We start from the raw sequence: 16,061 nt of genomic DNA on the forward strand, positions 1-16,061 counted from the left end.
TCTCTTATGAAGTATCACATGCTGAATTAGAGCCTCAATATGCATGAGAACGAAGTGAGCATGTAATCCATGTACTGCATCTTGTTTTGCGCCTGCGGATCTAGCTCCGCGTGCCAGCCTCTCGGAATTTGTTGTGGTTTTTAGGAAGCATATTATGATTCCTTAGAACCTCAATATGAGTATGAATGAAATGAATATTCGTTCCATATAATTGCGCCCCCTAACAAATTCTGTCGAGGCTAACGGGCACGCTCCGCTTTTCAGTCTTGACTCAATTCCTCATTTAATGGTATATTATTATAGATGTAAAGTGTTGAATGGAGCGTTTGACGCTAAAAGCATAGAAATAAGCGGAGTTGATTGTGATTATGAAAAAGAAAACATCACTAGCCTGTTCAGAGTGTGGATCACGAAACTATTCCATTGGTGTCGGCGGCACAGCGCGAACAGAACGGTTAGAAGTGAAGAAATTTTGCAGACACTGTAATAAGCATACACTTCATCGCGAAACAAAATAGTGGATTTGGAGGGGTATAACATGTCAGCAGTTTCAAGGTTTTTCCGTAATGTAAAGTCTGAAATGAGCAAGGTTACATGGCCAACTGGTAAAGAGCTAAGAACGTATACGATTACTGTAATCATTGCCGTAGCTTGTATGGCTGTGTTCTTTATGGTCGTGGACTTTTTAATCGAGATGCTTATTCAGTTTATGCTATAATACTAGGCTTTTTTAACAAAGAATGCTATAATACAATTATTGAGATAGAACCCGGGACGTATTTCGGGTTTTTTTATTTTGGGTAGTTTTTATATCTGAAATTAATATCAAAGAGGAGGATGACCCCAATTTGGTGGCGGTCAAATGAGACAAATGGAAAAAAGTTGGTATGTTGTACACACCTATTCTGGTTATGAAAATAAAGTCAAAGCAAATCTTGAGAAACGTGTGGAATCAATGGGGATGTCGGACAAGATTTTCCGCGTTATGGTTCCGGAAGAAGAAGAAACAGAAGTAAAGAATGGCAAAACAAAAACATTGAAGCGTAAAGTTTTCCCAGGTTACGTGTTAGTTGAAATTATTATGACGGACGATTCTTGGTACGTGGTTCGTAATACGCCAGGCGTGACTGGTTTCGTTGGTTCAGCTGGAGCTGGCTCAAAACCGACTGCGTTACTTCCAGAAGAAGCGGATCGGATTCTGAAGAGCATGGGCATGAACGAACGCCGTCAAGAAGCGGACTTCGAACTTGGCGAAACAGTAATGGTCAAAGAAGGACCGTTTGCTGAATTCTCCGGTAAAGTAGAAGAAATCGATAACGATAAAGCCAAAGCGAAAGTTATGGTCAACATGTTTGGTCGCGAAACACCAGTTGAGGTTGATTTCGACCAAATAGAAAGACTGTAAGAAAAATGAGTTTTGGTCTAACCGCAGCTATTGTTTCAGCCCTAATTGTAGTCATTGGAGTTATCGCGATGTTTGTTTGCGGCTCCATTATATGGCGTGCATTAAAAAAATAAACAAGAGAGACTTGGATAAATGTCCGAGTCTTTCGTTGTTTTTAAGGAGGTTCTGTGGATGACAGAATACGCTCAGTCAATCTATCTACAACTAAAAAGTATCGCATCACTATATGACATTGATTTTCACCTCTATTTCAAAAGCTCTGGCGGTTTTGGCGAGCTTTGTATGGATTGGAATGACGTGGACGGTTATCTTTTATATGGCGACGAGCGTGGCGAAAGGCTTAGCTTGTATAAAACACCAGATTTCGACACTTTCAAATACGAAGTCTTTCTCCATCTCGCTTTCCGAATGGGACTAGAGTATGAATTAAAACACCGCGACCTCGCCTATATCCGCAAAAATGAGGACGACCTACAAGGCGATACAAGAAAAATAGCATTTGAAGAAACTATCAGGCTGCTAGCGACGATTGACACCGATTGGGCTAGAAAAGCAGCAATCCATTACGCCGAATATCTCAACATGTGGCGCACCGAGAAAAACGTCCGATACGATTTTGACACCGCGACATTCATCGCCAAGCAATTTTAAAAAAGAGAACAGACAAAAAAAATCTTGCAATCCCGCGAGCTTAGTGTTATTCTATATGAGGTACAATTTGTGCTGTTTTAACGTGGGAGGGGAAATGATTAACCCCATTAAACCACATCACGGACTTAAGGAGGTGTGTCTCGTGGCTAAAAAAGTAATCAAAGAGGTAAAATTGCAAATTCCAGCAGGTAAAGCTAATCCAGCTCCACCAGTTGGTCCAGCACTAGGTCAAGCGGGTGTTAACATTATGGGATTCTGTAAAGAGTTCAATGCGCGCACAAGCGATCAAGCTGGTCTAATTATTCCTGTTGTGATTTCTGTGTATGAAGATCGTTCTTTCACATTCATCACTAAAACTCCGCCAGCAGCAGTCTTGCTTAAAAAAGCAGCTAAAGTTGAAAAAGGATCAGGTGAACCGAACCGTAATAAAGTTGCGGTTGTGAAACGTGCTCAAGTACAAGAAATCGCTGAACTAAAAATGCCAGATCTAAACGCAGCAAGTGTTGAATCTGCAATGCGTATGGTTGAAGGTACTGCGCGCAGCATGGGTATTACGATCGAAGACTAATACCAATCATGTATTACGCGTATCAGGAATAAGAAAAAGAACAACTGAACGAAGCGGGTCGAACCGTTTATCATATTAGAGTAATACGTTCATCTTTTCTTATTTCAAATCAGATGTCGAATCTGGTTTACGTGGGAGGAAATTCCGATATAACCACAGAATAGGAGGAAAAAAGAATGGCTAAGAAAGGTAAAAAGTATCAAGATGCTGTCAAGCTAATCGATGCTGAAAAAGCTTATTCCGTTGAAGAAGCTGTTGAACTTGCTCAAAAAGCAGACTTCGCTAAATTCGATGCAACTGTTGAAGTAGCATTTCGTTTAGGCGTTGACCCTAAAAAAGCAGATCAACAAATCCGCGGCGCTGTTGTACTTCCAAATGGTACAGGTAAAACACAACGCGTATTAGTATTTGCAAAAGGCGAGAAAGCAAAAGAAGCTGAGGCTGCTGGCGCTGATTTCGTTGGAGAAGGAGACTACGTAACTAAGATTAACCAAGGTTGGTTTGATTTTGATGTTATCGTAGCAACACCTGATATGATGGGTGAAGTTGGTAAATTAGGCCGTGTCTTAGGACCAAAAGGTTTAATGCCAAACCCTAAAACAGGAACAGTAACAATGGACGTAACAAAAGCCGTGAACGAAATCAAAGCTGGTAAAGTAGAATACCGCGTTGACAAGTCTGGTAATGTCCACACTGCGATTGGTAAAGTATCATTTGATGCTGCTAAGCTTGTTGAGAACTTCCGTACTATTAACGATGTTCTTCAAAAAGCAAAACCTGCTGCGGCTAAGGGAGTATATGTAAAAAACGTAACCGTTACAACTACATTTGGTCCTGGTGTTAAAGTAGATCCATCTTCATTCTAAGATTTTTCTTAGGTATGAACTTGACGGCGCTATTCTATTTTGGTAGAATAACAAAGTCGAAACAAAACAGAATATCCTAACCGTAGACAGCAGGCGCGTCTTGTACGCTTAATTTTGCCCGCCGAGGATTTTGAAAGTTAGTTCCATTGTGAATCTGGCTTGTGAACCCCTCACGTCTACGGTGTGAGGGGTTTCTTATATGCTTTGAAGTCGCTCTTGTGGCTTCAGAACAATCATGATGGAGGTGGAAAACAAAGATGAGTACAATTTTAGAATTGAAACAAGGTGCTGTTAATGAAATCACTACGAAATTCAAAGACAGTGCTTCTACAGTAATCGTTGACTATCGTGGTTTAACAGTTGCTGAAATCACCGAATTACGTAAACAATTACGTGAAGCTGGTATTGATTTTAAAGTATACAAGAACTCGTTAATGCGTCGTGCTGCTGAAGCTGCTGGCTTAGAAGGCTTGAACGAAGTATTGACAGGTCCTAGCGCTATCGCTTTCAGTAATGAAGACGTTGTTGCTCCTGCTAAAATCATTAATGAATTTGCAGAGAAACACGAAGCACTAGAAATTAAAGCTGGTATCATCGAAGGTAAAGTATCTTCTGTTGAAGATGTTAAAGCTCTTGCTTCTCTACCATCACGCGACGGCTTACTATCTATGCTGCTTAGCGTACTTCAAGCTCCAGTTCGTAACTTGGCACTTGCAACAAAAGCTGTTGCAACCCAAAAAGAAGAACAAGGTGCTTAATTTTCAACCCGGTGATTTTTCACCAACAACTAAATCGGCATAGTCCGAAAAAATTATATTATAATGGAGGAATTTCAAAATGGCTTTAAACATTGAAGAAATCATTGCTTCCGTAAAAGAAGCAACTGTACTAGAATTAAATGACTTAGTAAAAGCAATCGAAGAAGAATTTGGCGTAACTGCTGCTGCTCCTGTAGCTGCTGGTGCTGCTGCTGGTGGCGCTGCTGCTGAAGAGCAAACTGAATTCACAGTAGAACTAGCTTCTGCTGGAGATCAAAAAATCAAAGTCATCAAAGTGGTTCGTGAAATCACTGGTCTTGGCTTGAAAGAAGCTAAAGAAGTTGTAGACAACGCTCCTAAAGCTCTTAAAGAAGGAATCACTAAAGAAGAAGCAGACGAAATCGTTGCTAAACTTGAAGAAGTTGGCGCTAACGTAGCTGTTAAATAAGAAAAGTGTAGCGTGCCCGTCAGCCTCGGCAGAATTTGTTAGAGTAATGATTGAATGTTCATTTCATTCACAACTCATATTGAGGTCCTAAGGAATCACAAAACGCTTCCCAAGAACCACAACAATTTCCGAGAGGCTGGCACGCGAAACTAGACAAGAAGAGCACCAAATTAGCCTTACGCTGATCTGGCGCTCTTCTTTTTTTGTACATAAGAAAGGTGGCAAAAAAAACATGAGCAACAAACACTACTATACGAAAAATAGTGATCTAGATCATAACCGTAAAACGTGGAATTTCGAATTACGCGGCACCCAAATCAAATTTATCAGTGATGTGGGCGTTTTCTCTAAAACAACGGTTGATTTCGGTTCACGACTTTTGATTGAAACTTTCAAAGCGAGTAACTCAACCGGAAAAATGCTAGACGTTGGTTGCGGTTACGGTCCAATCGGTCTCGCTTTTGCAAAAAGCTACCTTGATGCACAAGTGGACATGATCGACGTGAACGACCGCGCGCTAGAACTATCCACGGAAAATGCAGCGAATAATGGGTTGACGAATGTGCGTGTTTTTGAGAGTTCTGTATATGACGGTGTGACGGATCGTGATTATACGGATATTATTAGCAATCCCCCAATTCGCGCGGGTAAAAAGATAGTGCATGAGATTCTGACTGGTAGCTTTGAGCGATTAGAAACGGGTGGAAGTCTGTGGATCGTCATTCAGAAAAAACAAGGCGGACCTTCTGCTGAGGCTAAGATGGAAGAGGTTTTCGGAAATGTGGCAGTCGTTGCGAAGGATAAGGGGTATTTTATTTATCGGAGTATGAAAGAATGAATGGAATTTAGTGGAGTTACTATTTCAATAGGAGGTGGTAACTTTTTTATGTAATTAATTAGCGGAATTAGGTCTTTTTATATTCGGAATAACCAATATATTGATAATGCTAGGTTTTTATGTTCGTTTGGCATATAATAAAGGAAAACATATGAAAAGAGGATTCTATTTATGAAAAAGGTATGGATCGCGATAGTATTACTGGTAGTTTTTCTCGGTGCCGCGTTTGTGCTTCAATTAAAGACGGTCACATCTAATGCTGAACAGTTAGATGTGCAAATTCTAAATCGAGCCGCGGTAAGTTCACCGAATATCAAGTTAGGCAACCGCGTAAAAATGAATGCTGATTTATTTGGCGGCAAGTTCATGTACAAGCAGACGAAAGATATAAATGGCTATATTATTCCGTGGTCGGATACATACGCTAGTTATACGGGTTTAGGTAATGATGTCCAAGCTGGTAGAATGGGTGAGACGAATGGAAGTACCGTTTTTGCGGAAGGAACTAGTCAAAAAATGTTACAATTTTATAATCCAGATATTAGTTATGGCGCGATAAATAATGATTTGCAGAAGCTTTCTGATGACTTAAAAAAGGTCATGGAAGTAGCGATATCTTTCGATAAATCATATGAGTTACAAGATATTCTAGAAAAAATACCATCTAATTTGAATATCGCTTGGTTGTGGGTGGTTTCTGAAAACACGGATGGGGTATTAGATATGGATCAAGTTTATGGATTTGAAGGTTTGCAAAAGCCGGTAGATCATGTTCCGGATAGCAAAGTATACCAAGCGAACTATCGTAACTTTGTTGCGGGATTAGATAGTTTGCGAACTAATTCTAGTAAGGCGGATACACTGTACGAAGTTTATAGTAAACTAGATTTGAATGCAGTGAAATTCAAAGGCATCATCCTAACCGGCCAAGCAACCAACTTCAAACAAATCGCTGGCCAATCCTTCATCCGCGCATCAGAAATCGGCGCTACGGCAGACATCGTCCCGTACATCAAACCGTACAAATAATGAATCTTAGAAAGATGGCATCAACTAAGTCCTAATCGTTGACTCCGTCTTTTTACTATGCTATTATAGTAAGATGCCAAAAGAATCGATATTGCCATATTTTAGCGGTGAGTATTGAAGAATTGCAGTTTTAGCCTGTTTGGTTCACATAGCAAGAAAATAGTGGTTTTCTTTGAGGAACCCGCTTTCTTTTTGTCTTTTTTAGGTATTTTTGCCAAGTTCCATTGTACTATTTTTGCTGCAATGTGCTTAATAAATTTAGTTTATTTGAGAGGGTGAATGAGTTGTCAGGTCAACTAGTTCAGTACGGAAGACATCGCCAACGTAGAAGTTTCGCTCGTATTAGTGAAGTGTTGGAGTTGCCAAACTTAATCGAGATTCAATCGAAGTCCTACCAATGGTTTTTGGATGAGGGATTACGTGAAATGTTCCGCGATATTTCTCCAATTGAGGATTTTGCTGGGAATTTGTCACTAGAATTTATCGACTACAATTTGGGAGATCCGAAATATTCAGTAGAAGAGTCGAAAAACCGTGATGCGAATTATGCAGCACCATTGCGTGTAAAGCTACGTCTTATCAATAAAGAGACGGGCGAAGTGAAAGACCAAGAAGTATTTATGGGTGATTTCCCGCTTATGACCGAGATGGGTACGTTTGTTATCAATGGCGCCGAGCGTGTTATTGTATCGCAATTAGTACGTTCTCCGGGTGTTTATTTTAATGGAAAACTCGACAAAAACGGTAAAAAAGGTTTTGGTTCTACTGTCATCCCTAACCGTGGGGCGTGGCTTGAGTATGAAACAGACGCGAAAGATGTTGTTCATGTAAGAATCGACCGGACGCGTAAATTACCAGTTACTGTTCTTTTACGTGCGCTTGGATTCGGCTCCGATAGCGAAATTCTGGAATTAATCGGGGAGAATGACTACTTACGCAACACACTTGAGAAAGATAATACCGATAATGCGGACAAAGCATTGCTTGAAATTTATGAGCGCTTACGTCCTGGTGAACCACCAACAGTTGAAAATGCGAAGAGCTTGCTAGTATCGCGCTTTTTCGATCCAAAACGTTATGATCTAGCGAATGTTGGTCGTTACAAAATCAACAAAAAAGTGCATTTGAAGAATCGTTTATTTAACCAAACACTTGCTGAAACGTTAGTTGATCCAGAGACTGGTGAAATTATCGCTTCTAAAGGTGAAATTTTAGATCGTCGTAAATTGGATTCTATTATTGAAAATCTTGAAAATGGCGTTGGTTTCCGTACGCTCCGTCCAACTGATGGTGTAATGGAAGATAGCATTGTTGTTCAATCTATCAAAATTTACGCGCCAAATAGTGAAGAGGAAAAAATTATCAATGTGATTGGTAATGCTTATATTGATGCGAGCGTGAAACATATTACGCCAGCTGATATTATTTCTTCTATCAGTTATTTCTTCAACTTGCTTCACGGAGTAGGCGACACGGATGATATTGACCATCTTGGTAACCGTCGTTTGCGTTCTGTTGGAGAACTTTTACAAAATCAATTCCGTATCGGTTTATCCCGTATGGAGCGTGTGGTTCGTGAGCGTATGTCGATTCAAGACATGAGCACTGTGACACCGCAACAATTGATTAATATTCGACCAGTTGTGGCATCCATTAAAGAATTCTTTGGTAGCTCGCAGTTATCACAGTTTATGGATCAGACCAATCCACTGGCCGAATTGACGCATAAACGTCGTCTTTCAGCGCTTGGACCCGGTGGTTTGACGCGTGAACGTGCTGGTTATGAAGTACGTGACGTGCATTACTCTCATTATGGTCGTATGTGTCCGATTGAAACGCCTGAGGGACCGAATATTGGACTGATTAACTCCTTGTCCTCGTTTGCGAAAGTGAACAAGTTTGGCTTTATCGAAACACCATATCGTCGCGTTGATCCTGAAACGAACCGCGTAACAGATAAGATTGACTATCTGACTGCGGACGAAGAGGATAACTATGTAGTAGCCCAAGCGAACTCCAAATTGGACGAGCAAGGTACTTTTACAGAAGAAGAAGTCATGGCACGTTTCCGTTCTGCCAATTTAGCTGTTGAAAAAGAACGAGTTGATTACATGGACGTATCGCCAAAACAAGTAGTTTCGGTTGCAACGGCATGTATTCCGTTCCTTGAAAATGATGACTCCAACCGTGCGCTAATGGGAGCCAACATGCAACGTCAAGCTGTACCGCTTCTTAATCCTGAAGCGCCAATCATCGGAACAGGTATGGAACACGTTTCTGCCCGTGACTCTGGTGCTGCTGTCGTTTGTAAGCATGACGGTCTTGTAGAACACGTGGAAGCAAAAGAAATCTGGGTTCGCCGTATTTCCGAAGTGGATGGCAAAGAAGTTAGCGGTGGTATTGATAAATATACACTACGCAAATTTGTCCGTTCGAATCATGGTACGTGTTATAACCAATCTCCAAACGTTGCAGAAGGGGACCGTGTAACAAAAGGCGAAATCCTTGGTAACGGACCTTCGATGGACTCAGGAGAACTAGCTCTTGGTCGTAATGTTCTTGTAGCATTCATGACTTGGGACGGGTATAACTATGAAGATGCGATCATCATGAGTGAACGTCTTGTAAAAGATGATGTTTACACGTCGATTCATATTGAAGAATTTGAATCAGAAGCTCGTGATACGAAACTTGGACCTGAGGAAATGACTCGTGATATTCCAAACGTTGGGGAAGACGCATTGCGTGACCTTGATGAACGTGGTGTTATCCGTGTCGGAGCAGAAGTAAAAGACGGCGACTTGCTCGTTGGTAAAGTAACGCCAAAAGGTGTAACCGAACTAACTGCAGAAGAACGTTTACTACACGCTATCTTCGGTGAAAAAGCCCGTGAAGTTCGCGATACATCACTACGCGTACCACATGGCGGCGACGGTATTGTCCTTGACGTGAAAAGCTTTACACGTGAAGCTGGCGATGAGTTACCACCAGGTGTTAACCAACTCGTTCGTGTTTACATCGTTCAAAAACGTAAAATTCATGAAGGCGATAAAATGGCTGGACGTCACGGAAATAAAGGGGTTATCTCTCGTATTTTACCAGAGGAAGATATGCCTTATATGCCAGACGGAACGCCAGTTGATATCATGCTTAACCCACTAGGTGTACCATCACGGATGAACATTGGACAAGTACTTGAGCTTCACTTAGGTATGGCAGCTCGTTACCTCGGCATTCACATTGCGACACCAGTATTTGATGGCGCGAACGATAACGACGTATGGAGCACAGTGGCTGAATCCGGTATGGCGCCAGATGCGAAAACCACACTTTATGATGGACGCACAGGTGAACCTTTTGATAACCGTATTTCTGTCGGTATTATGTATATGATTAAACTTGCCCACATGGTTGATGATAAATTGCATGCTCGTTCAACTGGACCTTACTCACTAGTAACGCAACAACCACTAGGCGGTAAAGCACAGTTCGGTGGACAACGTTTCGGGGAGATGGAAGTATGGGCATTAGAAGCATACGGTGCCGCTTACACGCTTCAAGAAATTCTAACGATCAAATCCGATGACGTGGTAGGCCGTGTGAAAACATACGAAGCCATCGTTAAAGGAGAAAGCATTCCAGAACCAGGCGTACCAGAATCCTTCAAGGTATTAATTAAAGAGCTTCAAAGTCTAGGAATGGACGTAAAAATCCTCTCCGCAGACAAAGAAGAAATCGAATTACGCGACCTAGAAGACGAAGAATTCGGCGCCCAAAATGACGCTTTCAACATCGTATCTGAACCAACGAAGCCAGCAGGTATTATAGATTCGAATCAATAATATAAAGCTGAAAGAGCCCGTTTATGTTGATGAACTTTCAAACCGTCGTTTGGTTTGATTTAGTGAATCAATAGGCAGTGGAGCAACGCGAGCCTGACAACCTTTTAATTGTTAGGGGGCGCAGTGAAAGGAACGAATGTTCACTGCCTTCACACTCATATTGAGGTTTTAAGGAATCAAAATACGCTTCCTAAAAACCACAACAATTTCCGAGAGGCTGGCTCTTGAAGCTGGATTCAGTAAAATATAAATGCGCGAAGCTAAAATAGAACATGAATAACAAAAACGTTAGACGAGTAAAAAGCGCCTGACCGTCTTTTGAACTTTCGGGTAAGACGTAAATTCTGCTTCACACAAATCGAGCGAAAGCGATTGTATTTCGTCAATTTTGTGGAAGCCGGAAGCGGAGTGTACTCGTGTACATGAGAACCGGAAGTCCGCAAAATTGGCGGAATGCGATCGCTTGCCGCCGATTTATTTGGGATAGGCTACTCATCAAAAGTAGGAGGTAGACCATTGGTTTTAGATGTGAAAAATTTTGAGTATATGAAAATAGGTCTTGCGTCTCCAGATAAAATTCGTTCATGGTCACACGGAGAAGTTAAAAAACCAGAAACAATCAACTATCGTACGCTGAAACCTGAGCGTGACGGTTTGTTCTGCGAAAGAATCTTCGGACCAATGAAAGACTGGGAATGTTCGTGTGGGAAATACAAACGTGTTCGCTATAAAGGCGTAGTTTGTGACCGTTGTGGGGTTGAAGTTACCAAGTCTAAAGTTCGTCGTGAACGTATGGGACACATTGAACTTGCTGCACCAGTAACACATATTTGGTATTTCAAAGGTATTCCAAGCCGTATGGGACTTGCGCTTGACATGTCACCGCGTGCGCTGGAAGAAGTTATTTATTTTGCTTCCTATGTTGTAACAGAACCAGGCGATACACCGCTTGAAAAGAAACAATTGCTTTCAGAAAAAGAGTACCGCGTTTATCGTGAGAAATATAGCCAATCGTTCCAAGCTGGAATGGGCGCTGAAGCAATCAAAAAACTTCTTGCAGACATCCAACTTGAAAAAGAAGTGAATGGTCTGAAAGAAGAATTGAAATCTGCACAAGGACAACGTAGAACTCGTGCGATTCGTCGTTTAGAAGTTCTAGAAGCGTTCCGTCATTCCGGCAATGATCCAAGTTGGATGGTACTTGACGTGCTTCCAGTTATCCCGCCAGAAATCCGCCCAATGGTTCAACTTGAAGGTGGACGTTTTGCGACAAGTGATTTGAATGACCTTTATCGTCGTGTCATCAACCGGAATAACCGTCTGAAACGCTTGCTTGATTTAGGTGCGCCTAACATCATCGTGCAAAATGAAAAACGTATGCTCCAAGAAGCTGTTGATGCTTTGATCGATAATGGTCGTCGTGGCCGTCCGGTAACAGGACCAGGTAACCGCCCACTGAAATCACTGTCTCACATGCTAAAAGGTAAACAAGGTCGTTTCCGTCAAAACTTACTAGGTAAACGTGTCGATTATTCTGGTCGTTCCGTTATCGTAGTCGGTCCGAACCTTAAAATGTACCAATGTGGACTTCCAAAAGAAATGGCACTCGAACTATTCAAGCCTTTCGTTATGAAAGAATTGGTTGGTCGTGGCCTTGCGCATAACATTAAGAGTGCAAAACGCAAAATCGAACGTTCTTCACCTGAAATTTGGGATGTATTAGAAGAAGTTATTCGTGAGCATCCAGTACTTCTTAACCGCGCACCTACTTTGCATAGACTAGGTATTCAAGCTTTCGAACCAACACTTGTTGAAGGCCGTGCGATTCGTCTGCATCCGCTAGTATGTACAGCTTATAACGCCGATTTTGATGGTGACCAAATGGCTGTCCATGTTCCACTATCCGCAGAAGCACAAGCAGAAGCACGTATTTTGATGCTCGCTGCCCAAAACATTTTGAATCCGAAAGATGGTAAACCGGTTGTAACTCCTTCTCAAGATATGGTACTAGGTAACTATTACTTGACGCTTGAACGTGAAGGTACAGTTGGCGAAGGTACGGTATTTACTGATATTAACGAAGCACAATTAGCATACCAAAATGGTTATGTGCATTTGCATTCGCGTATCGCCGTTGTTGCAGGTTCGATTGACAACGAAAGATTTACCGATGAACAACGCAAGCAACTATTAATTACGACTGTTGGTAAACTGATTTTCAATACTATTTTACCGACGACATTCCCATATATTAACGAACCGACAGATTACAATTTGGAAGTTGAAACGCCTAAGAAATATTTCGTGGACACGAATACAGACGTGAAAAAACACATCCAAGAACAAGAAATCGTTGACCCATTCAAGAAAAAAAATCTTAGGAAACATCATCGCGGAAGTCTTCAAACGATTCCACATCACAGAAACTTCGCGCATGCTCGATCGCATGAAAGATCTAGGTTTCAAAATCTCTACAAAAGCCGGTATGACTGTTGGTATCGCCGACATCTTGACGCTGGAAGAAAAGCATGACATTCTTGAAGAAGCGCATGATAAAGTAGAGAAAATCACCAAAACATTCCGTCGTGGTCTGATTACCGATGACGAAAGGTACGAACGTGTTATCGCTGTCTGGAACGAAGCCAAAGACGTTATCCAAGGAAAACTGATCTTGAGTTTGGATCGTTTAAACCCGATCTTCATGATGCAAGATTCAGGAGCTCGTGGTAACATTTCCAACTTTACGCAGCTAGCAGGTATGCGTGGTCTGATGGCCGATCCATCTGGACGTATCGTAGAACTTCCAATCACATCGAATTTCCGTGAGGGACTAACTGTCTTGGAATACTTTATCTCGACCCATGGTGCGCGTAAAGGTCTTACCGATACAGCCCTTAAAACAGCCGATTCAGGTTACCTTACTCGTCGTTTGGTTGACGTGGCGCAAGATGTTATCATTCGTGAATACGATTGTGGCACTGACCGCGGTCTCGAAATCGAAGCTATCCGTGAGGGTACTGAAATTATCGAGCCACTTGAAGAACGTTTGGAAGGCCGTTATGCTCGTAAATCGATCAGACATCCAGAAACAGGCGAAGTTATCGTCGCTGAAAATGACTTGATTACAGAGGCTAAATCTCGTCTTGTTATTGAAGCTGGTATTGAAAAAGTAACGATTCGTTCTGCGTTCACATGTAATACAAGACATGGTGTATGTAAGAAATGTTATGGTAAAAACTTGGCAACAGGAACAGAAGTTGAAGTCGGAGAAGCAGTTGGTATTATCGCCGCGCAATCTATCGGGGAACCAGGTACACAGCTTACAATGCGTACGTTCCATACAGGTGGGGTAGCCGGAGACGATATCACGCAAGGTCTTCCTCGTATCCAAGAGATTTTTGAAGCACGTAATCCTAAAGGTCAAGCGATTATTACCGAAGTTGAAGGTGAAGTTGTTTCTATTGAAGAAGCACGCGATCGCCAACAAGAAATCGTGATACAAGGTAAAGATGAAGACCGTCGTAGCTACAGTATTCCTTATACTGCTCGCCTTCGCGTTAAAATCGGCGACATTGTTGACCGTGGGGAAGCACTGACAGAAGGTTCGATCGATCCAAAAGCATTGATCCGCGTTCGTGACGTCCTTTCCGTACAAGAATATCTACTTGCTGAGGTACAAAAAGTTTACCGGATGCAAGGGGTTGAAATCGGCGATAAACACGTTGAAGTTATGGTTCGTCAAATGTTACGTAAAATCCGCGTAATGGACACTGGTGATACAAATATCTTGCCAGGAACATTAATGGATGTACACACATTTACCGAGTCTAACCGTGACGCATTACTTGCCGGCAAACAACCAGCAACTGGACGCCCAGTGTTGCTAGGTATTACAAAAGCATCCCTTGAAACAGATTCCTTCCTGTCCGCAGCATCGTTCCAAGAAACAACACGTGTTCTTACAGATGCAGCAATCAAAGGTAAAACCGATGAATTGCTCGGCTTGAAAGAAAATGTTATCCTAGGAAAACTGATCCCAGCCGGTACAGGTATTCATCATTACCGTAAGCTGAAATCATCCGTATTAGGTAAAGAACAAGAAGTTGCTGAATTAGAAGAAACGAAACATATTTAAAAACAAGATGCTGAACGCGCCCGTTCAGACCTGACAGAACTTGGAACCTCCGCAATAAAAGTCCTCTTTTGACTTTTGTGGAGGAGGTGAAAGTTCCGAAGGTTTGGCGCGAGAAGCTCGATAAAACAAGATGCTGAACGCGCCCGTTCAGCCCTGAAAGAGTTTGGAACCGCCGAGCTGAACGAATGCTCGTTGCACTCGCACTCATATTGGTACTCTAAGAAAATAAATTTCCAAGAGTACCAACAAAACTCCGAAGGTCTGGCACGCGAAGCTCGATAAAACAAGATGCTAAGCGTGCCCGTCAGACCTGAAAAAGTTTGGAGCCGCCGCAGAAAAAGTCCGCTTTTGACTTTTGCGAAGGGGGTGAAAACTTCGAAGGCCTGGCACGCGAAGCTCGATTAAAAACATGAAGAGTCACCTCCGAATCCTTTTTTCGCAGGTGGCTTTTTAATTTGTATCGGATAGTGTAAAATAAAGAAGGATACGAAAAAAGAGGTGAAAGACTTTGAAAATTGGATTGCGTACGGTGAAAACAGCTGTTGGCGCGACGCTCGCGATATTAATCGCCGAATGGTGGGGTCTTGAGTACGCGGTTTCAGCAGGTTTGATAACTGTTCTAAGCATTCAAAATACGAAAAAAGGATCGATTCAACTCGCGATACAACGGGTTTATTCGACGATTATTGCGTTAACGATATCCGCGATTTTCTTCCTGTTACTCGGATTTAACGCGATTGCATTCGGATTTTACCTACTCGTCTTTATTCCGATTGCGGTTCGTCTGAAAGTGACGGATGGGATAGTGGTCAGCTCGGTGCTTGTGACGCATATTTTAGTGGAGCAGTCGCTGTCTTTATTTTGGTTTACGAATGAGATGCTACTCATGGCTGTCGGCGCTGGAATCGGCATTTTGCTGAATTTATATATGCCGAAAATGGATACGGAACTGAAGGTGCAACGCCAAAAAATTGAATCGGTGATGCGCCAGATTTTCTTTTGTTTTGCGCAAGATTTGAAGCGTGAGCCGGTTTATTTGGATGAGAAGAAGTTGATTAAGCAGTTGGCGGAATACTTGACGGAGGCTAATGCGCAGTCGAAACGCCATTTTGACAATCAGTTATTTGCGGATTCGCGTTATTACATAAAGTATATTGATATGCGGACCGTGCAGTTACGCGTGATCAGACAAATGAACTTGTCGGTGCGCCAAATTAGTATTTTGACGGATCATGCGGGAAAAATGGCGAGTTTGGTTGAGAAGACGGCGTTATCGCTTTCTGAACAAAACCCAGCGGAGGACTTAATCGCGGATGTAAATGTGATGCTTGCTGATTTTCGCAAAAGTGATTTACCGAAGACGCGAGAAGAATTTGAAGGTCGTGCGTTACTTTTTCAATTTTTGGGTGATTTACGTTATTTATTAGAGTTAAAACGCGATTTTACGAAGCAATTTGCAGAAGATAAAGAATTGGTAAAGATTAATGCCAGCTAGCCCAACCTTTGCTATAATAAAGAGGC

Annotated in this window: 12 protein-coding genes, 1 pseudogene and 1 other annotated feature; all 13 genes and pseudogenes read left to right on the top strand. The window is 42.0% G+C overall.

Annotated features, from left to right (window positions below; genetic code table 11):
• Positions 1-368 precede the first annotated feature (368 nt).
• The 13 genes and pseudogenes from rpmG to PCORN_RS10610 all read left to right on the top strand — a co-directional run bounded on the left by rpmG (position 369) and on the right by PCORN_RS10610 (position 16,035).
• Positions 369-518: a 50S ribosomal protein L33 gene (rpmG, locus tag PCORN_RS18490; RefSeq protein ID WP_077912489.1), complete on the top strand. Its 150-nt coding sequence runs from the start codon at positions 369-371 to the stop codon at positions 516-518.
• A gap of 20 nt (positions 519-538) precedes the next feature.
• A complete protein-coding gene (gene secE, locus PCORN_RS10555; protein WP_036071365.1) occupies positions 539-718 on the top strand; it encodes a preprotein translocase subunit SecE in 180 nt (59 codons plus the stop codon).
• Between the two features lie 153 nt (positions 719-871).
• Positions 872-1,405, top strand: coding sequence for a transcription termination/antitermination protein NusG (nusG, locus tag PCORN_RS10560; protein WP_036060216.1), 534 nt, complete (start codon positions 872-874; stop codon positions 1,403-1,405).
• Positions 1,406-1,576: 171 nt separating this feature from the next.
• A complete protein-coding gene (locus tag PCORN_RS10565) occupies positions 1,577-2,056 on the top strand; it encodes an Imm63 family immunity protein (protein WP_036080231.1) in 480 nt (159 codons plus the stop codon).
• Positions 2,057-2,198: 142 nt separating this feature from the next.
• Positions 2,199-2,624, top strand: coding sequence for a 50S ribosomal protein L11 (gene rplK, locus PCORN_RS10570; RefSeq protein ID WP_036060221.1), 426 nt, complete (start codon positions 2,199-2,201; stop codon positions 2,622-2,624).
• A 176-nt stretch (positions 2,625-2,800) separates the two neighbouring features.
• Complete coding sequence (gene rplA, locus PCORN_RS10575; protein WP_036060224.1) at positions 2,801-3,490, top strand: 50S ribosomal protein L1; 690 nt, start codon at positions 2,801-2,803, stop codon at positions 3,488-3,490.
• Between the two features lie 62 nt (positions 3,491-3,552).
• Positions 3,553-3,696, top strand: a sequence feature (ribosomal protein L10 leader region).
• A gap of 51 nt (positions 3,697-3,747) precedes the next feature.
• On the top strand, positions 3,748-4,248 hold the full coding sequence (gene rplJ, locus PCORN_RS10580; protein ID WP_036080235.1) for a 50S ribosomal protein L10: 501 nt from the start codon (positions 3,748-3,750) through the stop codon (positions 4,246-4,248).
• Positions 4,249-4,327: 79 nt separating this feature from the next.
• Entirely contained in the window at positions 4,328-4,696 is a 369-nt protein-coding gene (rplL, locus tag PCORN_RS10585; RefSeq protein ID WP_036060228.1) for a 50S ribosomal protein L7/L12, read from the top strand.
• A gap of 232 nt (positions 4,697-4,928) precedes the next feature.
• Entirely contained in the window at positions 4,929-5,534 is a 606-nt protein-coding gene (locus PCORN_RS10590; RefSeq protein ID WP_036080238.1) for a class I SAM-dependent methyltransferase, read from the top strand.
• A 162-nt stretch (positions 5,535-5,696) separates the two neighbouring features.
• Positions 5,697-6,563, top strand: a complete 867-nt coding sequence (locus PCORN_RS10595) for an anti sigma factor C-terminal domain-containing protein (RefSeq protein ID WP_277620193.1) — start codon at positions 5,697-5,699, stop codon at positions 6,561-6,563.
• Positions 6,564-6,847: 284 nt separating this feature from the next.
• Complete coding sequence (gene rpoB / locus PCORN_RS10600) at positions 6,848-10,405, top strand: DNA-directed RNA polymerase subunit beta (protein WP_036080248.1); 3,558 nt, start codon at positions 6,848-6,850, stop codon at positions 10,403-10,405.
• 546 nt (positions 10,406-10,951) lie between these two features.
• Positions 10,952-14,540, top strand: a pseudogene (gene rpoC / locus PCORN_RS20355) (DNA-directed RNA polymerase subunit beta').
• A 508-nt stretch (positions 14,541-15,048) separates the two neighbouring features.
• The gene (locus tag PCORN_RS10610; protein ID WP_036080251.1) at positions 15,049-16,035 is read left to right on the top strand and encodes an aromatic acid exporter family protein; all 987 of its coding nucleotides are present in this window, start codon (positions 15,049-15,051) and stop codon (positions 16,033-16,035) included.
• Positions 16,036-16,061: the final 26 nt, after the last annotated feature.

Origin of the sequence: Listeria cornellensis FSL F6-0969, assembly GCF_000525855.1 — a bacterium.
Lineage (GTDB): Bacteria > Bacillota > Bacilli > Lactobacillales > Listeriaceae > Listeria_A > Listeria_A cornellensis.

Excerpts from the sequence above, each read along its gene's own strand:
- PCORN_RS10565 (WP_036080231.1), top strand. The coding sequence starts at position 1,577 with ATGACAGAATACGCTCAGTCAATCTATCTACAACTAAAAAGTATCGCA.
- rplL (WP_036060228.1), top strand. The coding sequence starts at position 4,328 with ATGGCTTTAAACATTGAAGAAATCATTGCTTCCGTAAAAGAAGCAACT.
- PCORN_RS10590 (WP_036080238.1), top strand. The coding sequence starts at position 4,929 with ATGAGCAACAAACACTACTATACGAAAAATAGTGATCTAGATCATAAC.
- rpmG (WP_077912489.1), top strand. The coding sequence starts at position 369 with ATGAAAAAGAAAACATCACTAGCCTGTTCAGAGTGTGGATCACGAAAC.
- nusG (WP_036060216.1), top strand. The coding sequence starts at position 872 with ATGGAAAAAAGTTGGTATGTTGTACACACCTATTCTGGTTATGAAAAT.
- rplJ (WP_036080235.1), top strand. The coding sequence starts at position 3,748 with ATGAGTACAATTTTAGAATTGAAACAAGGTGCTGTTAATGAAATCACT.
- rplA (WP_036060224.1), top strand. The coding sequence starts at position 2,801 with ATGGCTAAGAAAGGTAAAAAGTATCAAGATGCTGTCAAGCTAATCGAT.
- secE (WP_036071365.1), top strand. The coding sequence starts at position 539 with ATGTCAGCAGTTTCAAGGTTTTTCCGTAATGTAAAGTCTGAAATGAGC.